Raw genomic sequence first — 20,578 nt, forward strand, 5'->3', positions numbered from 1 at the left:
ATTCCCGATGACCCCGACCTTCGAACCCACCGTGCCGCGCGAGCGCGTGCAGGCCCTGATGCAGGCCGAACAGGCGCGCTACGCGCGCACCCACGCGCGCAGCGGCGAACGCTTTGCGCAGGGCCAGCAGGCCTGGCTCTATGGCGCGCCCTCGCACTGGATGCGCCGCTGGATCGGCGGCTGGCCGCTGTACGTGCAGGACGCGCAGCTGCCCTACGGCGCGCGCTTTGTCGACGTGGACGGCAACGGCTACGCCGACTTCTGCCTGGGCGACACCGGCGGCATGTGCGGCCACGGCCACCCGGCGGTGGTCGAGGCGCTGACGCGGCAGGCGCGCGTGGGCAGCTCGCTGATGCTGCCCACCGACGATGCGGCCTGGGTCGGCGAAGAGCTGTCGCGCCGCTTCGGCCTGCCGTACTGGAACCTCACGACCTCGGCCTCGGACGCCAACCGCGCCTGCATCCGCCTGGCGCGCATGGTCACGGGCCGCCCGCGCGTGCTGGTGTTCTCGGGCTGCTACCACGGCTCGGTGGAAGAGGCGCATGTGGAGCTGCGCGACGGCGCCGTCGCGATGCGCAACGACATCCACCCCAACGGCTTTCCGCACGACCAGCTCTCGGCCGTGGTCGAGTTCAACGACGTGCCCGCGCTGGAGCGCGCGCTGCGCGCCGGCGACGTGGCCTGCGTGCTGGCCGAGCCGGCCATGACCAACTACGGAATGATCGCGCCCGCGCCCGGCTTTCACGACGCGCTGCGCCGCCTCACGCGCGAGACCGGCACGCTGCTGGTCATCGACGAGACGCACACCATCTCGAGTGGCCCCGGCGGCTACACGCGCCAGCACGGGCTCGACCCCGACATGTTCGTGATCGGCAAAGCGATTGCCGGCGGCATTCCCGCCGCCGCCTTCGGGCTGAGCGCCGAGACCGCCGAGCGCGTCTGGCAGGTGCTGCCCAAACTGCATCCGACCAAGCGCCAGTCGGCGCACGCCGGCTTCGGCGGCACGCTGGCGGGCAACGCGCTCACCGTGGCCGTGATGCGCGCGGTGCTCTCGCAGGTGCTCACGCCCGAGGCCTTCGATCGCATGCTGGTGCTGGCGCAGCGCCTGGCCGAAGGCGTCAACGCCAGCATCGCCGCGGCGGGATTGCCGTGGCACGCGACGCAGGTCGGCGCGCGCGTGGAGACGCTCTTTTGCGCCGACGCGCCGCGCAACGCGAGCGATGTGCGCCGCACGCGCGACGGCGAGCTCGAGGCGCTGCTGCACCTGTACATGATGAACCGCGGCGTGCTCATCACGCCTTTCCACAACATGATGCTGTGCTGCCCCGGCACCACCGAGCGCGAGGTGGAAGAGCACAACGCGGCCTTCGCCGAGTTCGTGCGGGAGTGCAAGGGATGAGCACGCCCGATCTCTTCGGCCTGCAGGGCAAGGTGGCGCTGGTGACCGGCGGCGGGCGCGGCATCGGCGCGGCCATCGCGCAGGTGTTTGCCGACGCCGGGGCCTCGGTGCTCATCGCGAACCGCACCGGCAGTGCGGGCGAGGCCGTGGCGGCCGAGCTGCGTGCGCGCGGCTTCGCGGCGCAGGCGATGGCCTGCGACATCGGCCGGCGCGACGAAGCCGAGCGTGCGGTGGCCGAGGCGGTGCGCGTGTTCGGCGCCCTCGACATCGTGGTCCACAACGCGGCCGTGAACCCGTGGGCCGCCATCGACGCGATGACCGACGAGCAGCTCGAGCACACGCTGGCCGTCAACCTCAAGGCCTGCTTCTGGTTCACGCAGGCCGCTGTGCCGCACCTGCGTGCGCGCGGCGGCGGGCGGCTGCTCGTCACCTCGTCGGTGACCGGGCCGCGCGTGGCCATGCCGGGCAGCGCGCACTACGCGGCCAGCAAGGCCGGCGTGAACGGCTTCATCCGCACCGCGGCGCTGGAGTACGCGCGCGAGGGCATCACCGTGAACGGCGTGGAGCCGGGCTACATCGCCAAGCAGGGCGGCTCGCTGCTGTCCGACCCGGCGAAGGCCGCGCGCATCGCGCGCCACATCCCGGCCGGCGAACTGGGCCGGCCCGAAGACATCGCCTACGCGATGCGCTTCCTGGCGAGCCCGGCGGCGCGCTACATCACGGGGCAGACGATCGTGGTCGATGGCGGCTCGACCTTGCCCGAGAGTCCGTTCTTCGCGGAGGCATCGGAATGACCGCGCGCCTGCACGGCAAGGCCTGCCTCGTGATCGGCGCTGCGACCGGCATCGGCGCCGCCGTGGCCGCACGCTTCGCGGCCGAGGGCGCGCGCGTCGCGGTGGCCGGCTGGCCGCGTCCGCGGCCGGTGGGCGAGGGCCCGGCCTTCGATTGCGACGTGACCGACGACGCGGCCGTGCGCGCCACCGTCGCCGCGGTGCAGGCCGCGTTCGGGCGCATCGACGTGCTGGTGAACTGCGCCGGCATCGTCCGCAACGACGACGCGGCCGACATCGACGACGGCGACTGGCAGCGGCTGCACGAGGTCAACCTCGGCGGCACCATGCGCTGCCAGCGCGCCGTGCTGCCCGGCATGGTGGCGCAGGGCGGCGGCGCCATCGTCAACATCGCCTCGGTCGCTGCCTTCAACGCCGGCGCCGGCATGGCCAGCTATGCGTCCAGCAAGGCCGGCGTGGTCGCGCTCACGCGCTCGGCCGCGCAGGCCTACGGCCCGAAGGGCGTGCGCGTGAACGCGCTGTGCCCCGGCTGGGTCGACACGCCGATGAGCCGCCAGGAGATGCGCGACCTGGCCGCCGAACGCGGCATCGACGAAGACGCCGCGCGCGCGCAGACGGTGGCGCGCATCGCGCTGGGCCGCATGGCGACGCCCGAGGAAATGGCCGCCGTCTGCCTCTTCCTCGCGAGCGACGAGGCCTCGTTCGTGACCGGCGCGGCGCTGGTGGCCGATGGCGGGGCGCGGGTGCCTGCGGCCGCACGCGCGGTGTAGGAGACGCGTCGCCCGCCCGGGCGTATGCTTGCGCGCCGCGGAGGGTTTTCAAAGATGCTTCCCATCGTCGTTGCGCTCATGGCGACCGTCATCCTGCTGGTCTGGATGGGGTTCTTCATGATGGGCTCGCTGCCCTTGCTCGTGCTCTCGCACGACACGCCGCTGGATTCGCGCTTCATCCGTGGCCTGTTCAACGTCTATTACGTGGCCGTGGTGCTCACTGCGAGCGCGGCGGCGCTCAGCTATGCGTGGTGCGGCAAGCCCTTCTTCGCGGTCGGCATGGCCTTCATCGCCGGCTTGGCCTTCGCGTTGCGCCGCTGGCTCATCATTCCGCGCATGGACCTGCTGCGCCACACGATCCCGGCCACGGACACGTCGATCGTGCAGTTCCGCAAGCTCCACATCGCGGGCATGGTGCTCAACGTGATGCAACTGGGCACGGTGGCCTGGGCGCTCACGCAGCTGGGGTTGTGAGCGACACCGGCCTCTCTGTCTCTAGCGCAGGAACCGCCCTTCCTTCGTCACCCGCACCATCTCGATGAAGCGCGAGCCCGTGTTGCTCGCACCGGTGAAGTCGATCTCCATGTTGCCGATGCGCAGCTTCATCGCCTTCAGCGTGGCGTGCAGCTTCGCGCGCGTGAGGTCGCGGCCGGTGCGGCGCAGGGCCTCGATCATCACGAGCGCGTTCACATAGCCCTCGTAGCTGAGGTAGCCGATGTCGACCTTGGCGCGCTCGGCCAGCTGACGGAACTCGCGCGCGGTGGCGTCGACCTCGCTCCAGGGGTAGGGCACGATCTGCGAGATGGCCAGGCCGCTGGTCTTGTCGCCGACGAGCTTGGCCGTGACGTCGCCCGGCACGATCGACATGCCGTAGAACATCTGGCGACCGCCCGCGGTCCAGGCGCTCTTCATGACCTCGCCGCCGATGCCGCCGCCCAGGTACATGAGCACGGCCTGCGCCTGGCTGTCGGCCAGCGCCTTGCCCGCGGCCTCGTTGGTCGTGCCGTCGCCTTTGACGGGCACCGCCGCCACGGGTTTGAGCTTGAGCGTGTCGAGCGCCGACTCGACCAGCCGCGCCACTTCGGCGCCGCCGGGGTTGTCCAGGTAAGCCACGGCGATGCGCGAGACGCCGATGGTGCTCAGGTGCTGCACCAGCGCCTGCGCCTCGCGCGCGAAGGTGGCGCGCACGAAGTAGCCTGCGCCCGCGACCTTCTCGCGCGCCGAGTCCGACACCGCATAACCGCCCACCATCGGCGCGCCGCTCTGCCCCAGCACCTTGGCCGCGGCGGCCGTGGTGCCCGAGCCCACGCAGCCGAAGAAGGCGAAGGCGCGGTGTTCGGCGAGCAGCTTCTCGTAGTTGGCGACGGCCTTCTCGGGCTTGAGCTCGTCGTCGAGCGAGACCAGCTTGAGCTTGCGGCCCGCGAGCCCGCCCTGCGCATTGACCGCGTCGAAGGCCAGCCCGGCGCCGGCCATCACGACCTTGATCGGCACGCCCAGCGGCCCGCTCAGGATGCCGGTGTGGCCCAGGACGATCTCGCCGTCGCTGACGCCGTTCTCGGCGGCCAGGGCGGTGGAAGGCAAGGAAAGGAGGGGGCCGAGTCCGGCCGTCGCCGCGGCCGAGGCGGCGAGAAAACGTCTGCGATGCATGGAACCGATTCCGCTTTTAGATACAACTAATAACAATTGAAAGCGAAAGCGAGTCCCCGCGCCGCCGGGGTTTACCCCCTGTGTTGCGCCGTGTCCTCGCCGGGTGGCTCGCGCAACTGCCAGGCCGCGCAGACGGCCAGCGCGCACAGGCCGGCCAGCATCAGGAACACCTCGTCGAAGGCGGCCAGCCGCGCCGGCGTGCTCACCGGGTTGGCGAGCGAGTCGCCGTGCGCCGCCAGGCGCCATTCGAGAATGATGGCGCACAGGCTCACGCCCACGGCGCCGCCGAGCATGCGCACGAAGCTGATCGCGCTCGCGCCCTGCGGGATGAGCGGCTTGGCCAGCGGGCGCATCGACCCGAGGTTGAGCGAGGGCAGGATGAAGCCCAGCCCGATGCGCCCGACGATCGCGAACACCACCAGCAGCCACAGCGGGCTGTCCAGCCGCAGCACGGCCATGAGCGCGAACGACACCGCCAGCAGCGCCAGGCCGATGCTCACCAGGAGCCAGGTCGGCTGCTTGTCGGCCAGCCGGCCTACGCCCGCGATGGTGAAGGCCAGCACGATGCCGGCCGGCAGCAGGGTGGTGCCCACGTGCGAGGCCGACAGGTGCAGCCCCACCTGCATGTACACGGGCAGCAGGTAGGTCGAGCCGAACAGCGCGGTGCCGTAGATGAAGGCGACCAGGCTGCCCATGGCGAACTGGCGGTAGCGAAAGAGCGCGAGGTTCATGAGCGGCGCGCCGCCCGAGGCCATGAGCCGGCGCTGCCACCAGACGAAGGCGGCGAAGGCCACGAGCGCGCCGGCCAGCAGCAGCGCGGCCTGCAGCGGCGAATCGCCGCGCAGCTCGACCAGCCCGTTCAGCAGGCACAGCGTGCCCACGGTGCCCAGCGCCAGCCCGCGCGCATCGAGCCCGCTGCCGCGCGTCGCGGCCACGCCGCCGGGCGCGGTCTTGGGCACGAACTTGTAGGCCAGCCAGATCGAGGCCAGGCAGAAGGGCACCACCATGAAGAAGATCGAGCGCCAGCCGAACAGGTCGACCAGCACGCCGCCGATGCTCGGCCCGATGGCCGGCGCCAGCACCACGCCCATGCCGAAGATGCCGCTGGCGCGGCCCTGCTCGTGCGGCTCGAAGGCGCGCAGGATGATGATGGCCGGAATGGGCTGCACCACGCCCGCTGCCAGCCCCTCGGCCACGCGCGCCAGCAGCACCAGCGGGTAGTGGTTGGCCAGCCCGCCGACGATGCCGCCGGCCAGCAGCAGGAGCATGGTGCCCACGTAGGTGCGGCGGTAGCCGTAGCGCGACAGCAGCCAGGGCGTGGTGAGCATCGACACCGTCATGGCCACCATGAAGCCCGAGCTGACCCACTGCGCGCGCTCCTGGCCCAGCGCGAAGTGGTGGCTCATGTCGGGGATCGCCACGTTGACGATGGTCGAGGACATGATGGACGCCATCGTCCCCACCATGACCGACAGCAGCAGGTACCAGCGGTAGCGCTCGCCGTAGCGGGCGCGCAGGGCGCCCATGGAGGGCGGCGTGTCGGGTGTTGGGGGGGAGGTCATGGGGCGGCGCAGGGACGGTCGCGGGTCCGTCGTCCTACAAGCATATCGGTGTTTGCGGCGTCGACCGCGCGCGGGCCGGTCGCACAATGCGGCGGCTGTCCCCTGTGCGTCAAGTCGTCATCAAAAGAACAAACAAGCCATGAACCCGTCGATCCAAGAACCCGTCAATGAACCGGCCGACCCCGCCGCTCCCACGCTCGCGGCCGAACTCGCCGCCCCCACCGTCAGCCGCGCCTACCGCTGCCAGTGCGGGCGCCCCGTGTTCCTGCGCAACAGCGAGTGCCTGGCCTGCCACACGCCGCTGGGCTACGTGATCGACCGGCTCGGCGTGGTGCCGCTGGCGCCGGCCGAAGGCGAGGGCGCGCTGCCCGACACCTTCACCGTCTTCGGCGATCCGCACGGCGCCACCTACCGCCGCTGCGCCAACCTCATGACGCCGGCCGCCTGCAACTGGATGGTGGCGCAGCCGCGCGAGGGCGAGACGATTCCCGCCGACACGCAGGGCCTGGCGCCCGGCTACTGCCTGGCCTGCAGCGTCACGCGCACCATCCCCGACCTGTCGGTGGAAGCCAACGGCGAGCTCTGGCGCAAGCTCGAGATGCCCAAGCGCCGCCTGATCTCGCAGCTGCTCGCGCTCGGCCTGCCGGTGGTGAGCCGCCATGCCGACCCGGTGCACGGGCTGGCCTTCGATTTCCTCAGCAACATGCCGGGCGCCCCGCACGTGATGACGGGCCACGAGCACGGCCTGATCACGCTCAACGCCGAGGAGGCCGAAGACGCCGTGCGCGAGCGCATCCGCGCCGAGATGCACGAGCCCTACCGCACGCTGCTGGGGCACTTCCGCCACGAGATCGGCCACTACTACTGGGACCTGCTGGTGCTGCCCACGCGCTGGATCGACGACTTCCGCGTGCTCTTCGGCGACGAGCGCGCCGACTACGGCGCCGCGCTGCAGCAGCACTACGAACAAGGCCCGCCGCCCGACTGGGCGCAGCGCTTCGTCAGCAGCTACGCGAGCATGCACCCGTGGGAAGACTGGGCCGAGACCTGGGCCCACTACCTGCACATGGCGGACACGGCCGACACGGCGATGAGCTTCGGCATCGACGCGAGCAACGTGGAGCTGCAGAACGATTTGTTCACCGCCGCCGACCTGTGGCAGCCCGAGCATCCCGACGCCGCAAAATTCCTCGACTTCATCAACGGCTGGGTGCTGCTGACCAGCATGCTCAACGAACTGTCGCGCAGCATGGGTCAGCCCGACTACTACCCCTTCGTGCTGCCGCGCGCGGCGGTGGGCAAGCTGCAGTTCATCCACGGCGTGGTCACCGCGCAGCGCAGCGGCACGGCGCCGACGATGGTGACGGCGGGGGATGTGGCGGAAGCCGCGACGGAGGCTGCCGAGCCTGCACAGGGGCAGACCCAATCGCAGTCGCAGGGCGACGTCGCTCAGTCCTGAGGCGGCGGCTTTCCTGCGGCGCAGCGCGCGCAGATGCAGGCCTGGCCGCGCAGCGCGGGCGGCAGCGTATCGAGCGGCGCCAGCGAAAAATCGGCGGCCATGCACCAGCAGGGCGGCTGCGCCTGCCCGGTCTCGCGCTCGACCTCCATCGCGCAGCGGTTCGCTTCGCCGCACAGCGGACAGTGCGCGGTGTCGATGACCACCGTCATGCGAGCGCGAAGGCCGGCAGCTTCTTCGACACCGCCACGTTGCGCAGCGTCGCGTACACCGGCAGGCCGTCGCGGTAGGCGGGGTAGTCCTCGCCCGCGATCAGCGGCAGCAGGTAGCGGCGGCACTTCTCGGTGATGCCGTAGCCGTCGTCCGAAATGAAATCGCGCGGCATCGGCTTCTCGACATTGGCCACCGCCTCGAGCGGCGCTGCACCCAGCGTGTACGCATAGGGCACGTCGCTCGTGCGTTCGATGGTCGGCATCACCGCGTTGCGGCCTTCGAGCGCGAGCTCGACCGCGCGCTGGCCCAGTTCGTAGGCCTGCTTCACGTCGGTGGCCGAGGCGATGTGGCGCGCCGCGCGCTGCAGGTAGTCGGCGACTGCCCAGTGGAACTTGTGGCCCAGTGCCTCCTTCACCATCTGCGCCACCACCGGCGCCGCGCCGCCCAGCTGCGCATGGCCGAAGGCATCGCGCGCGCCCTGTTCGGCCAGGAAGGTGCCGTCGGGATGGTGGCAGCCTTCGGACACCACCACCGAGCAGTAGCCGTGCTGCTGCACCAGCGCATCGACGCGCGCCAGGAAGCGGGCCGCGTCGAACTCGATCTCGGGGAACAGCACCACTACGGGAATGCCATGGTCGGCCACCAGCCCGCCGGCCGCGGCGATCCAGCCGGCGTGGCGGCCCATCACCTCGAGCACGAACACCTTGGTGGAGGTGGCGGCCATCGAGCGCACATCGAACGAGGCCTCGAGCGTGGACACCGCCACGTACTTCGCCACCGAGCCGAAGCCCGGGCAGCAGTCGGTCAGCGGCAGGTCGTTGTCGATGGTCTTGGGCACGTGGATGGCCTGCAGCGGGTAGCCCATCGACTGCGACAGCTGGCTCACCTTGAAGCAGGTGTCGGCCGAGTCGCCGCCGCCGTTGTAGAAGAAGTAGCCGATGTCGTGCGCCTTGAACACCTCGATCAGGCGCTCGTACTCGCGGCGGTTCTTCTCGAGCGACTTGAGCTTGTAGCGGCACGAGCCGAAGGCGCCCGAGGGCGTGGTGCGCAGCGCCGCGATCGCCTCGGCCGGCTCGGCGCTGGTGTCGATCAGGTCCTCGGTGAGCGCGCCGAGGATGCCGTTGCGTCCGGCATAGAGTGTGCCGATGCGGTCCGGGTGCTGGCGCGCCGTCTCGATCACGCCGCAGGCCGAGGCGTTGATGACCGAGGTGACGCCGCCCGACTGGGCGTAGAAGGCGTTGAGGATGGGCATGCGCGGCATTCTCCCGCAGCCCTTTCCATGGCGCCAGTGGTGCCAAATGAGGCGCTGGGTCAGCGCCCGCCGAGGCCCATCGCGCGCGTGATCACCTCTTTCATGATCTCGTTGGTGCCGCCGTAGATGCGCTGCACGCGCGCGTCGGCGTACGCGCGGGTGATCGGGTACTCCCACATGAAGCCGTAGCCGCCGTGCAGCTGCACGCACTCGTCCATCACCTTGCACTGCAGGTCGCTGGTCCAGTACTTGGCCATGCTCGCGGTGGCGGTGTCGAGCTTCTCGGCCATGAGCAGTTCGATGCACTTGTCGACGAACACCTGCGCCACCTGCACCTCGGTCTGCAGCTCGGCCAGCGTGTAGCGCGTGTTCTGGTAGTTGCCCACGGGCTGGCCGAACACCTTGCGCTCCTTCACGTAGGCCACGGTGTGGTCGATGGCGGCCTGCGACGCGGCCACCGCGCTGATCGCGATCTGCAGCCGCTCCCAGGGCAGCTGCTCCATCAGGCAGACGAAGCCGCGGTTGACCTCGCCCAGCAGCGCCTCGGCGGGCAGGCGCACGTCGTTGAAGAACAGCTCCGACGTGTCCTGCGCCTTCAGGCCCAGCTTCTTCAGGCGTTTGCCCTTCTCGAAGCCCGGCATGCCGCGCTCGACGAGGAACAGGCTCGTGCCCTTCGCGCCCGCGGCCGGGTCGGTCTTGGCGACCACGATCACCAGGTCGGCGTGCCAGCCGTTGGTGATGAAGGTCTTGCTGCCGTTGAGCAGGTAGCTGCCGTCGGCCTGGCGGATGGCGCTGGTCTTCACGGCCTGCAGGTCGCTGCCCGCGCCGGGCTCGCTCATGGCGATGGCGCCGACCATCTCGCCGCTGGCGAGCTTGGGCAGGTAGTGCTGCTTCTGTGCCTCTGTGCCGTAGCGCAGGATGTACGGCGCCACGATCTCGTTGTGCAGGCCGAAGCCGATGCCCGTGAAGCCGCGCGCCCACAGCTCCTCGAACTGGATCACCGAATAGAGCAGGTCGGCGCCCGCACCGCCGTAGGTGTCGGGCAGCGCCATGCACAGGAAGCCGTTCTCGCCGGCCTTGGACCAGACGGCGCGGTCGACGTAGCCCTGCTCTTCCCAGTCGTCGTGGAAGGGCGCGATCTCCTTGTCCATGAAGCGGCGGAAGCTGTCGCGGAAGGCCTCGTGGTCGGCGGTGAAGAGGGTGCGTTCGATGGTCATGGGGACGTCAGCGGGTTTCGAAAACTGGGGGGCGCTTTTGCAGGAAGGCGCTCACGCCTTCACGGAAGCTGGGGCGGTCGATGAGCGCGCGCTGGCGCTCGCTCTCGTAGTGCAACTGTTCCTTCAGCGTGTGGTGCTCCGAGGCCTCGAAGGCCTCGCGGGCTTCGAGCACCGCATGCGCCGGCAGGCGCGCCAGGCGCTGCGCGATGGCGCGGGCTTCGTCCATCAGTTGCTCGTCGTCGGCGCAGGCCCAGATCAGGCCCCACTGCACGGCGCGCCCGGCGCTCAGGCGCTCGTCGAGCAGCGCCATGCCCATCGCGCGCGCACGGCCGGCGCGGCGCGGGATGGCCCAGGTGCAACCGAGGTCCGGCACGATGCCGAGCTTGGGCAGGAAGGGCAGGTAGAAGTAGGCGCTGCGCGCGGCGATGGTCACGTCGGCCGCGAGCGCCAGGCCCACGCCCGCACCGGCCGCCGGGCCATTGACTGCTGCCACCACCGGCACCGGCAGCGTGCGCAGCGTCTCGATGAGCGGGTTGCTGAGCTTCTGCATCCACTCGGCGGTCTGGTCGCCGAGCGTCTGGCCGGGTTCGCCGGGCGGCGCCATCGCGCTCAGGTCGGCGCCCACGCAGAAGGCCTTGCCGGCGCCCGTGAGGATCACGGCGCGCACCGTGCGGTCGTCGCGGATGCGCTCGAGCGCGTCGCGCAGTTCGACCTGCAGGTCTTTCGCGATCGGGTTCAGCTTGTGCGGCAGGTTCAGCGTGAGCGTGGCGATGCCGTCGGCCTGCTCGCCCAGGATGCAGGGTTGGGGTGTGGGTTGCGGCGCGGTCATGCGAGCGCTGCGCCGGAAGTGGTGGTCATGGGCGTGTCCCTTTCAAGGCCAAGAAGGAAAACGGACGCCCAAAGCAAAAAGCCGCCTGTCGTCACGGCGGCGCGCGGTGCTGCTCCCTGCGGGGGCGGTCCATGGCATCGAGGTTCGATGCCACGGCGCCCGCGGTCAAGCCGGGGACAACCCGTGCAGCGCCAGTCGCCAAGGCGACCGCACGCGAGCCTGTGCGCGCGAGGCCGGGTTCGGCAGCGCGGCGGGTTGCGCGTCCGACACCGAGATGCACGACGACTCCAGCGCCGACACCAGCACGCGCCGGTGCTCGGTGCTTTCGAAGCGCTCGCCCGGCCCGAGCACGATGTCGCGCGGGTCGCGGTCGAGCGTGATCCACACCGCGCCGCTGCGGCATTCGATGCCCACGCCCGCGCCGTCGGGCACGGCGAAGACGGCGCGGCTGGGCAGGCTCACGTGGAAGCGCGAGCTCGACGAGGAGAAAAAGGTGGAAGGGGACCGGTCGGTGGTGCTCATGGGAACCTCCATTGCATTCGTGATACGAATGAATATAGTGAGCCGAACCCTCTCTTACACGCGGTCATTCGGAACTCGTTGCATGCCTCCAGAGAATGCGAAAACCCCTGCCGGCGAGCTCCCGCCGCTCGAGCTGCTGCGCAGCTTCGAGGCCGCCGCGCGCCGGCTCAGCTTCACGCTGGCGGCGGGCGAGCTGCACCTCACGCAGTCGGCCGTGAGCCGGCAGATCCAGCAGCTCGAAGCCAGCCTGGGCGTGCTGCTGTTCGAGCGCCGCCACCGTGCGCTCGCGCTCACCGAGGCCGGCGGCGTGCTGCAGCGCGCCGTCACCGACAGCCTGGAGCGCCTGCGCGACGCCACCGCGCGCGTGCGCGCCAGCGCCGCACCGCGGCAGGTGTCGATCACCACCACGCCGGGCTTCGCGTCGCTGTGGCTCATTCCGAAACTGGCGCGCTTCACCAGCACGCATCCGCAGGTCGACGTGCGCGTGTCGGCCACGCTCGACGTGCTCGACCTGGACGTGAGCCGGCTCGACCTTGCGGTGCGCTTCGTGCCCATCGGGCGCGGCGTGGGTCCGGCGCTGTTCGAGGAGTCGGTGATCCCGCTGTGCGCGCCGCAGGTGGCCGCGTCGCTGCGCGAGCTGTCCGATTTTTCCAAGCTCACTCTGCTGACCATCGAGTACCCGGACCACAGCGAAGCCCCGACCGCCGACTGGGAGCCGTGGCTCAAGGTGATGGTGCTGGAAGACCTGCGCATGAAGAGCACGCTGCGCTTCTCGCAGTACGCCGATGCGGTGGCCGCCGCGGTGGCGGGGCAGGGCGTGGTCATCGGGCGCCTGCCGCTGCTGCGCGAACTGGTGCGCGACGGCCGGCTCGTGGCGCCACTCGGCCAGGGCGTGGCATCGCACCGCGGCTACTTCATCGAGATGTCGCGGCGCGCCGCGGGCAACCGCGACGCGCAGGACTTCGCGCAATGGCTGCGCGACGAGGCGGAGGCCGCGCAGCGGAGCTGACTCAACCTGGCAGCAGCACCTTGTTGACGACGTGGATCACGCCGTTCGACTGGTAGACATTGGCGATCGTCACCGCCGCCGTGCCGCCCTTGGCGTCGGTCACCCACACCGTGCCGCCGCTCATCGTCGCCGTGAGCGTGCCGCCGCTGGCGGTCTTGAGCATCGCCTTGCCGCCGCCCGCGTTGATCGCGCTCGTCAGCGCCGCGCTGTCCATGCGCCCGGGCACCACGTGGTAGGTCAGCACCTTGGTGAGCGTGGCCTTGTTCTCGGGCTTGAGCAGCGTGTCGACCGTGCCGGCCGGCAGCGCCGCGAACGAGGCGTTGGTGGGCGCGAACACCGTGAACGGGCCCGGGCTCTTGAGCGTGGCCACGAGGTCGGCCGCCTTCACCGCGGCGACCAGCGTCGTGTGGTCCTTCGAATTCACCGCGTTGTCGACGATGTCCTTCGTCGGGTACATCGGCGCGCCGCCGACCATGGGGGTGGCGGCACTGCTGCTGGCGTTGCTCATGCCACTGCCGGCGCACGCGCCGAGCAGGACCGACACGCCGAGGGCGATCACGAGTTTTTTCATGGATGTCTCCTGGAAGGAAAGGCTCTGTGGAAACCGCCAACAGCTCGGAGGCGCGATGCGCTTGAGATGCCATACGGCGCGATGCGCGAAGCGGATTCAACGCGCGCGTTCGTGTCAGCTTTGCGCCACAGCGCTGCGTGCCCCGCTTGCGCGCGGCGCGAGCCCTCGCCAGAATCCGCCCTTCCTTTTTCAGCGACAGTTTTTTCCGACACCACGCCCGGCGACGATCAACCTCCCGGGCGAGAACACCATTCAATGAACCGTTCACTGAACACCTGACGCACACCGACCGCCCCGGCCGGATGTGCACCTTCGCATCCGCCGCGGCCGAATCGACAAGGGCCCCGCGCGCAACTGCATTCGCCGGGGCCTTTTTGTTTTTTCGGAGTGTGTGCACATGAGTGCTCAACGAAAGGCCCGCGACGACGACAAGCGTCTGGGCCGGTTCTACTTTGCGGTGCCCGCGTCGGCACCGCGCAATCCCGTGGTGGCCGCGATGGCGCGCCGCGAATCCAGCCAGGGCGCAGGCCGCCACCTGCGCACCCACCGCGCCGAGCGGCGCGCGCAGAAGGTGGCGCTGCAGAAAGCCGCGCGCGACTTCGGGCGGAGGGCCGACGATGCGTGACGACATGGACAAGGTGATCGTCGAGCGTCCGCGCGGCGGCTGGCGCGTGCAGGGCGATGGCCGCCTATGGCGCAACAGCACCGAGCGCGGCTCGCATGTGGGCATGAAGCGCGGGCTGCAGCATCCGAAGTGGCTGAGCGAAAACCTCCAGCCGCTCAAGCGCTGGCTGCACAAGCAGGTGCACCGGCCGTGGGACAAGGTGTACGCCGAACTGTGCAGCGGCATCGATCGCCGCAGCACGGTGCAGGCGCACATCTTTTTGCACGTCGACGACTTCGTGGCGCGCGACGCGGTGCTGTGCGATGGCGAGGTGCGGGTGCGACCGTACCGCTGGGGAGACCGGCCCGGCGTGCCGCTGCACGAAGCGCCGGGTGTCGAGCTGTTCGTGCATCCGGTCACCGGCATCCTGTTGCCGAACCGGCGCCTGCGCGAGGCGCGTGCGGCGCGCCGTGCGGACCGGGCCGCGCGGCGCGGCGACACGCCGTACGCGGTCTACCACGTGATCGACGAGACCACGCAGTGGCACTGCGTCGACGGCTGCTGGTTCGAGGTCGTGCTCGCGAAGTTTCCCGAGCGTGCAGGCACGGCGCAGGCGGAGCCCAAGTGCTACGACGTGCTGCGCCGTTGCGTGGTCACCCGCGGCGGTGCGGCATCGGGCCTGCTCACGCACCTCGGCATGTACGGGCGCCACGACGTCTATGCGGTGGCCAAGCGGCAGCTGAGCCGGCGCGAGGTGAGGGCGCGGCTGGGCGATGCGGCCTGAGCGTCGCCCCGGAAGTTCGCACCGTTGATTTCCGAGACGACGTCTCGGAAGTCAGTGCCTGAACCGGCCCGAGCGCTCGCGCCCCGTCAAAGATCGGCCGACGTCGGACGCGCACGTTCACGCGCCCGTGGCAGCAGCAGAAACGCCAGCGTCCCCGCCGCCAGCATCCCGCTCACCGTGAGGAACACCGCGCGGAACGGCTCGCTGCCCTGGGCCACGGCCCAGGAGGCGGCCACGCCGGTGGTCCATTGCATCAGCGAGACGCCGAGGAACATCGCCATGTTGAGCAGCGCCATCGCGCGACCGGTCACGGCCGCCGGGTAGGCGTTCTTGGTGTACGCGTACAGCAGCACGCTGTAGCCCGAGAGCATGCCGTAGACGATCGGCAGGCCGATGTCGACGGCGCGCGATTGCGTGAGGGCCATGGCGGCGAACATCGCCGCGCCGGCGAAGGCGCAGCGCATCATCCAGCGCGTGCGGCGCGCGCCGCCGGGGTCGAGGCGGCCGAACAGCATGGGGCTGGCCATGCCGGCGACGGTCATCACCAGCGCCACGTTGCCGCTGGCCACGAGCGAGAGGCCGTGGCGGTCGTGCAGCACGGGGCCGAGCCACAGGCCGCGCAGCGTGATGAAGGCGGCATACGACACGCAGGCGAAGCACAGCAGGCCGAGCGTGTGCGGCATGGCGAACAGTGGCAGCAGGTCGCGCACGGCCTGGCGCAGCGACTGGCGCTCGGGCGCGGGCTCGTCCGATGCGATCGTTGTTGTCGTCGTGCGCGCGGGCTCGTGCACGCGCCAGAAGATGACGATCCACGAGAGCACGGCGAAGGCGGTCAGCGCGGCATAGCCGGCGCGCCACGAGGCGGCTTCGATCAGCAGCGCCAGCGGCGTGCCGGTGAACAGGATGCCCATGCCCGCGAGGCTCATCACCAGCCCCGACATGGCGGTGAAGCGCGCGGCGTCGAAGTGCCGCGCGATGAACACGGTGCAGGCCAGGAAGGCCGGCGCGCAGCCCACGCCGATCAGCGCCTGCCCCAGCAGCAGCGCGCCGAAGCCCGGCGCCACGGTGCACAGCGCGGCGCCTGCGATGGCCAGCGGAAAGGCGGTGAGCACGGTGCGGCGCACGCCGAAGTGGTCGATCGACACGCCCATCGCGAGCTGCATGATGCCGAAGGTGAAATGGAAGGTGCCGGCCCACGTGCCCAACGCCTGCGGCGTGAGGCCGAAGTGCTGCGTGAGCGGCGTGGCCATCATGGCGCCGACGGTGCGAAAGGCCTGGCTCAGCGCGAAGGCGGTGGCCAGTGCGACCAGCATGGCCGCGGCCGAGGTCGACCCGCGGGTCGGAGGCGGCGAAGCCGCGTGCTTGTTCATCGAAAGAGACGGAGGCCGGAGAGAGAAGAGGGCGGCGTCGATGCTACCGGCATGTCGCGCCCCATGCAGAACGGCGCCCGAGGGCGCCGTTCGTTGCGTGTCTCCGAGGCGTCAGCGCCGGCGGTGGCCGGCACTGCGCAGGGCGCGCGTCAGGCCGCGGCCTTGACCTTCAGGCGCCAGGCGTGCAGCAGCGGCTCGGTGTAGCCGCTGGGCTGCTCGATGCCCTTGAACACCAGGTCTTGCGCGGCCTTGTAGGCGGGGGAGGTGTCGAAGTGGCCGGCCATCGGCTGGTACAGCGCGTCGCCGGCGTTCTGCTCGTCGACCACCTTGGCCATGCGCTGGAAGGCCTCGTCGACCTGCGCCTTCGTGACCACGCCGTGCAGCAGCCAGTTGGCGATGTGCTGGCTCGAGATGCGCAGCGTGGCGCGGTCTTCCATGAGGCCGACGTTGTGGATGTCGGGCACCTTCGAGCAGCCCACGCCCTGGTCGACCCAGCGCACCACGTAGCCCAGGATGCCCTGCACGTTGTTGTCGATTTCCTGCTGCTTCTCGGCGTCGGTCCACTTCGCTTCGGCGGCGATCGGCACCTGCAGCAGCGCGTTCAGGATGTTCTCGCGCTCGCCGTCGGCGTCGATCTTTTCCAGTTCCTGCTGCACGGCGGTCACGCTGACCTGGTGGTAGTGCAGCGCGTGCAGCGTGGCGGCGGTGGGCGAGGGCACCCAGGCGGTGTTGGCGCCGGCCTTGGGGTGGGCGATCTTCTGCTCGAGCATGGCGGCCATCAGGTCGGGCATGGCCCACATGCCCTTGCCGATCTGCGCCTTGCCGCGCAGGCCGCAGTTCAGGCCGACGAGCACGTTGTTCTTTTCGTAGGCGCCGATCCAGGCGCTGGACTTCATGTCGCCCTTGCGGATCATCGGGCCGCCCTGCATGGCGGTGTGCATCTCGTCGCCGGTGCGGTCCAGGAAGCCGGTGTTGATGAAGGCCACGCGCGCGGCGGCTTCGGCGATGCAGGCCTGCAGGTTCACGCTGGTGCGGCGCTCCTCGTCCATGATGCCGAGCTTGACGGTGTTGGCGGGCAGGCCGAGCAGCTGCTCGACGCGGCCGAACAGCTCGCTGGCAAAGGCGACTTCGGCCGGGCCGTGCATCTTGGGCTTGACGATGTAGATGCTGCCGGTGCGCGAGTTGCCCTTGCGCTTGACGTCGATCATGGCGATGGTGGTGGTGACCACGGCGTCCAGGATGCCTTCGGGGATTTCCTTGCCGCCTTCGTACAGGATGGCCGGGTTGGTCATCAGGTGGCCCACGTTGCGCAGGAACATGAGCGAGCGACCGTGCAGCTTCAGCGGTTGGCCGTTGGCGCCGGTGTACTCACGGTCGGCATTCAGGCCGCGCGTGAAGGTCTTGCCGCCCTTGGCGACTTCTTCGGTCAGCGTGCCCTGCACGATGCCCAGCCAGTTCGCGTACGCGACGACCTTGTCGGCCGCGTCGACCACGGCCACCGAGTCTTCCAGGTCGAGGATGGTGGAGAGCGCGGCTTCGAGCACGAGGTCGCTCACGCCGGCCGCATCGCTCTTGCCGATGGCGGTGCTGCGGTCGATGCGGATGTCCAGGTGGATGCCGTTGTGCTTGAGCAGCACCGACGACGGCGCGGCGGCGTCGCCCTGGTAGCCGACGAACTGCGACGCATCGGCCAGGCCGGTGCTGCTGCCTTGCAGCGCAACGACCAGCTGGCCGTCCTTCACGCTGTAGCCGGTGGCGTTCTTGTGCGAACCGTTGGCCAGCGGTGCGGCCTGGTCGAGCACGTTGCGCGCGAACTCGATGACCTTGGCGCCGCGCACGGGGTTGTAGCCCTTGCCCTTTTCGGCGCCGCCGGTTTCGGGAATGGCGTCGGTGCCGTACAGCGCGTCGTACAGCGAACCCCAGCGCGCGTTGGCGGCGTTCAGGGCGTAGCGCGCGTTCAGGATCGGCACCACCAGCTGCGGGCCGGCCTGCAGCGCGAGTTCGGAGTCGACGTTGGCCGTGGTGGCCTTCACGCCCTTGGGCTGCGGCAGCAGATAGCCGATCTTTTCGAGGAAGGCGCGGTAGGCCGGCATGTCGGCGATCGGGCCAGGGTTCTTCTTGTGCCAGGCGTCGAGTTCGCTTTGCAGGCGGTCACGCTCGGCGAGCAGGGCGACGTTCTTGGGCGCCAGGTCATGGACGATGGCATCGAAGCCCTTCCAGAACACGTCGCTGGCCACGCCGCTGGCGGGCAGGACCTTTTCTTCGACGAAGCGGTGCAGTTCGGTCGCGACCTGGAGTCGGTGGGCGGTGGTGCGGTCGGTCATGTGTTTCTCCTTGGGGAACGCAATGCAAAAAACAGGAAATCGGGGGGCGGCGCAGCAGTGGGGCGCACTTGCCCCAGGTGAAGCCATGGGAGAACTGTATTCGATACTTTGCGGGCCAGTAAGAGCCGAAAGTGAGATTTATCTGTGACAAAAATGAAGGTAATCGACCAGGACCTAAGCCCAGCTTCAAAGGGTAGGCCCTGAGGCCGGGCCGGTGGCAGCTGTATATATTTAACTTCTTAAATAATCAGCTCCCGCCGCAATGATCCTCCTGGCTTCCAACGAAAACCCGCTCGGCATGCCCGAGTCGGCCCGCCGCGCCGCCGCCGCCGCCCTCGAAGGTGCGGGCAACTACCCCGACAGCAACGGCACCGCGCTCAAGCAGGCGCTGGCCGCGCGGCTCGACGTGCCGCCCGAATGGCTCACGCTGGGCAGCGGGTCGAGCGAGATCCTCGAGCTCGCGGCGCAGGTCAGCCTGAAGCCGGGCGAGAACGTCGTCTATTCGCAGTACGGCTTCATCGTCTATGCGGCGGCCACGGCGCACGCCCACGCGCGCGCCACCGTCGTGCCTTCGCGCGACTTCGGCCACGACCTGGACGCGATGCGCGCCGCCATCGGCGACGACACCAAGCTGGTCTTCGTGGCCAACCCGAACAACCCGACCGGCACCTTCATCGATGCTGCGCCGCTGCGCGAGTTTCTGCAATCGGTGCCCGCGCACGTGACGGTGCTGCTCGACGAGGCCTACACCGAGTACCTGTCGCCCGCGCAGCGCTACGACAGCATCGAATGGGTGCGCCGCCTGCCCAACCTGATCGTGGCGCGCACTTTTTCCAAGGCCTTCGGCCTGGCGGGGCTGCGCATCGGCTACGGCGTGTCGCAGCCGGCGCTCACGGCGCGCATGAACGCGCACCGCCCGCGCTTCAACGTCACGACGCCGGCCCAGGCCGCGGCCGTGGCGGCGCTGGGCGACGCCGACTTCCTGGCGCGCACCTACGAACTCAACACCGCCGGGCGCGACCAGCTCGCCGCGGGCTTCACTGCGCTGGGCCTGCCGCATGTGCCGTCGTCGGGCAACTTCGTGATGGTGCAGGTCGGCGATGCGTCCGCCGTGCACGCGCGCCTGCTGGCCGCCGGCATCGAGGTCTCGCTGCTCGGCCCCTACGGCCTGCCGCAATGGCTGCGCGTGAGCGTCGGCCTGCCGGCGCAGAACGAGGCGCTGCTGGCCGCGCTGCGCTGACGACCCCACGCACACCGAAGAACAACCACCCCGAGGAGACCGCCCCATGCAACGCCGCCAGTTCGCAGCGCAGGCCGCTGCCGTCATCACCGCCACGGCCCTCGCGCCGATGGCGTTCGCGCAGGAGCGCACGGTGCGCATCCTGATCGGCTTTCCGCCGGGCGGGTCGGCCGACGTGGTCGCGCGAATCCTGGCCGACAAGATGCGCGTGTCGCTCGGACAGAACGTCATCGTCGACAACAAGCCTGGCGCGGCCGGCCGGCTGGCGCTGGCCGAGCTCAAGCGCTCGCCGCCGGACGGCAGCGTGCTCATCTTCTCCCCCAGCGGCGCGATGGTGATCCACCCGTGGCTGTATTCGAACCTCGGCTACGACACGGTGAAGGACTTCACGCCGATCTCGCTCGGCAGCACCTTCGACTTCGCCGTGACGGCCGGGCCGGGCGCGCCGGCGGGCGACCTGAAGGCGGTGCTGGCCTGGATGAAGGCCAACCCGGGCAAGGCCAACTACGCGACCTCGGGCGCCGGCACGGTACCGCACTTCGCGGGCCAGCTGCTGGCGCAGGCCTCGGGCGTGCCGATGACGCACGTCGCCTACCGCGGCGGCGCGCCGGCCGCGCAGGACCTCATCGGCGGACAGGTGCCGCTGATGGTGGACACCGCCTCGGAAACCATCGAGCACCACCGCGCGGGCAAGGTCCGCATCCTCGCGGTGACGGGCGAAAAGCGCAGCCGCGCGCTGCCCGACGTGCCGACGTTGAAGGAGGCCGGCATCAACGTGACGGCCGATGCCTTCTTCGGCTTGTATGGCCCGCCGGGCATGTCGCCCGAGCTGGTCGCGCGCATCGACAAGGCCGTGGCCGACGCGCTGCGCCTGCCCGATGTGCAGGAAAAGATCTACGCGCTGGGCCTCGTGCCGGCGCATGCGGGGCCAGCGGAGCTGGCGACGATCCAGGCGACGCATCTGAAGCGGTGGGAACTGCCGATCAAGAATTCCGGCTTCAAAGCGGAGTCCTGATGT

19 protein-coding genes and 1 pseudogene are annotated in these 20,578 nt (G+C 70.0%); 10 read left to right on the forward strand and 10 right to left on the reverse strand.

What is annotated here, in order from left to right; translation table 11 throughout:
• Positions 1-7 precede the first annotated feature (7 nt).
• Genes AC07OX_RS28765 through AC07OX_RS28780 form a run of 4 tightly spaced genes read left to right on the forward strand, consistent with a single transcriptional unit; the run spans position 8 to position 3,434 of the window.
• On the forward strand, positions 8-1,399 hold the full coding sequence (locus AC07OX_RS28765) for a transaminase (RefSeq protein WP_495262703.1): 1,392 nt from the start codon (positions 8-10) through the stop codon (positions 1,397-1,399).
• The gene (locus AC07OX_RS28770) at positions 1,396-2,193 is read left to right on the forward strand and encodes an SDR family oxidoreductase (RefSeq protein WP_495262704.1); all 798 of its coding nucleotides are present in this window, start codon (positions 1,396-1,398) and stop codon (positions 2,191-2,193) included. Before AC07OX_RS28765 ends, AC07OX_RS28770 begins: the two co-directional genes overlap by 4 nt.
• A complete protein-coding gene (locus AC07OX_RS28775) occupies positions 2,190-2,960 on the forward strand; it encodes an SDR family NAD(P)-dependent oxidoreductase (RefSeq protein WP_495262705.1) in 771 nt (256 codons plus the stop codon). The genes AC07OX_RS28770 and AC07OX_RS28775 overlap by 4 nt, the downstream gene beginning before the upstream one ends.
• Positions 2,961-3,014: 54 nt before the next feature.
• Positions 3,015-3,434, forward strand: a complete 420-nt coding sequence (locus AC07OX_RS28780; RefSeq protein WP_062479768.1) for a hypothetical protein — start codon at positions 3,015-3,017, stop codon at positions 3,432-3,434.
• Positions 3,435-3,455: 21 nt separating this feature from the next.
• On the opposite strand, the gene AC07OX_RS28785 is transcribed toward AC07OX_RS28780, so the two are convergent.
• Complete coding sequence (locus AC07OX_RS28785) at positions 3,456-4,541, reverse strand: ABC transporter substrate-binding protein (protein WP_495262706.1); 1,086 nt, start codon at positions 4,539-4,541, stop codon at positions 3,456-3,458.
• A gap of 137 nt (positions 4,542-4,678) precedes the next feature.
• Entirely contained in the window at positions 4,679-6,169 is a 1,491-nt protein-coding gene (locus AC07OX_RS28790) for a DHA2 family efflux MFS transporter permease subunit (protein ID WP_495262707.1), read from the reverse strand.
• A gap of 139 nt (positions 6,170-6,308) precedes the next feature.
• Here AC07OX_RS28790 and AC07OX_RS28795 point away from each other — a divergent pair, with 139 nt between their 5' ends.
• The gene (locus AC07OX_RS28795; RefSeq protein WP_495262708.1) at positions 6,309-7,628 is read left to right on the forward strand and encodes a zinc-binding metallopeptidase family protein; all 1,320 of its coding nucleotides are present in this window, start codon (positions 6,309-6,311) and stop codon (positions 7,626-7,628) included.
• Here the strand turns inward: AC07OX_RS28795 and AC07OX_RS28800 are convergent.
• From AC07OX_RS28800 to AC07OX_RS28820, 5 genes are all read right to left on the reverse strand, one after another.
• Entirely contained in the window at positions 7,619-7,837 is a 219-nt protein-coding gene (locus AC07OX_RS28800; RefSeq protein ID WP_495262709.1) for a cysteine-rich CWC family protein, read from the reverse strand. The genes AC07OX_RS28795 and AC07OX_RS28800 overlap by 10 nt on opposite strands.
• Complete coding sequence (locus AC07OX_RS28805; RefSeq protein ID WP_495262710.1) at positions 7,834-9,090, reverse strand: 6-phosphofructokinase; 1,257 nt, start codon at positions 9,088-9,090, stop codon at positions 7,834-7,836. The genes AC07OX_RS28800 and AC07OX_RS28805 overlap by 4 nt, the downstream gene beginning before the upstream one ends.
• A 59-nt stretch (positions 9,091-9,149) precedes the next feature.
• Positions 9,150-10,307 carry an acyl-CoA dehydrogenase family protein gene (locus AC07OX_RS28810; RefSeq protein ID WP_307636079.1) on the reverse strand — a complete coding sequence of 386 codons (1,158 nt, stop codon included), beginning with the start codon at positions 10,305-10,307 and terminating at the stop codon, positions 9,150-9,152.
• A 7-nt stretch (positions 10,308-10,314) separates the two neighbouring features.
• Complete coding sequence (locus AC07OX_RS28815; RefSeq protein WP_495262711.1) at positions 10,315-11,136, reverse strand: enoyl-CoA hydratase-related protein; 822 nt, start codon at positions 11,134-11,136, stop codon at positions 10,315-10,317.
• 165 nt (positions 11,137-11,301) lie between these two features.
• Positions 11,302-11,658 (reverse strand): DUF2917 domain-containing protein, encoded by a 357-nt coding sequence (locus AC07OX_RS28820; RefSeq protein WP_062479754.1) that lies wholly within the window; start codon positions 11,656-11,658, stop codon positions 11,302-11,304.
• Positions 11,659-11,740: 82 nt separating this feature from the next.
• Here AC07OX_RS28820 and AC07OX_RS28825 point away from each other — a divergent pair, with 82 nt between their 5' ends.
• Positions 11,741-12,667, forward strand: a complete 927-nt coding sequence (locus AC07OX_RS28825; protein ID WP_062479753.1) for a LysR substrate-binding domain-containing protein — start codon at positions 11,741-11,743, stop codon at positions 12,665-12,667.
• 1 nt (position 12,668) lies between these two features.
• Here the strand turns inward: AC07OX_RS28825 and AC07OX_RS28830 are convergent, their stop codons facing one another.
• The gene (locus AC07OX_RS28830) at positions 12,669-13,238 is read right to left on the reverse strand and encodes a fasciclin domain-containing protein (RefSeq protein ID WP_139702187.1); all 570 of its coding nucleotides are present in this window, start codon (positions 13,236-13,238) and stop codon (positions 12,669-12,671) included.
• A 397-nt stretch (positions 13,239-13,635) separates the two neighbouring features.
• Here AC07OX_RS28830 and AC07OX_RS28835 point away from each other — a divergent pair, with 397 nt between their 5' ends.
• Entirely contained in the window at positions 13,636-13,863 is a 228-nt protein-coding gene (locus AC07OX_RS28835; RefSeq protein WP_062479749.1) for a hypothetical protein, read from the forward strand.
• Positions 13,856-14,626, forward strand: coding sequence for a hypothetical protein (locus AC07OX_RS28840; protein WP_495262712.1), 771 nt, complete (start codon positions 13,856-13,858; stop codon positions 14,624-14,626). The genes AC07OX_RS28835 and AC07OX_RS28840 overlap by 8 nt, the downstream gene beginning before the upstream one ends.
• Before the next feature lie 86 nt (positions 14,627-14,712).
• Here AC07OX_RS28840 and AC07OX_RS28845 read toward each other — a convergent pair whose 3' ends face one another.
• The gene (locus tag AC07OX_RS28845) at positions 14,713-15,996 is read right to left on the reverse strand and encodes an MFS transporter (RefSeq protein WP_495262713.1); all 1,284 of its coding nucleotides are present in this window, start codon (positions 15,994-15,996) and stop codon (positions 14,713-14,715) included.
• 149 nt (positions 15,997-16,145) lie between these two features.
• Positions 16,146-18,320 (reverse strand): malate synthase G, encoded by a 2,175-nt coding sequence (locus AC07OX_RS28850; RefSeq protein WP_495262714.1) that lies wholly within the window; start codon positions 18,318-18,320, stop codon positions 16,146-16,148.
• Positions 18,321-18,576: 256 nt separating this feature from the next.
• Between AC07OX_RS28850 and hisC the strand changes: the two are divergent.
• Positions 18,577-19,560: pseudogene (gene hisC / locus AC07OX_RS28855) on the forward strand (histidinol-phosphate transaminase); the annotation flags it as partial.
• A gap of 46 nt (positions 19,561-19,606) precedes the next feature.
• On the forward strand, positions 19,607-20,575 hold the full coding sequence (locus tag AC07OX_RS28860; protein ID WP_495262715.1) for a Bug family tripartite tricarboxylate transporter substrate binding protein: 969 nt from the start codon (positions 19,607-19,609) through the stop codon (positions 20,573-20,575).
• Positions 20,576-20,578 lie beyond the last annotated feature (3 nt).

The sequence above is a fragment of the Variovorax sp. GW821-FHT09D07 genome (assembly GCF_059416345.1).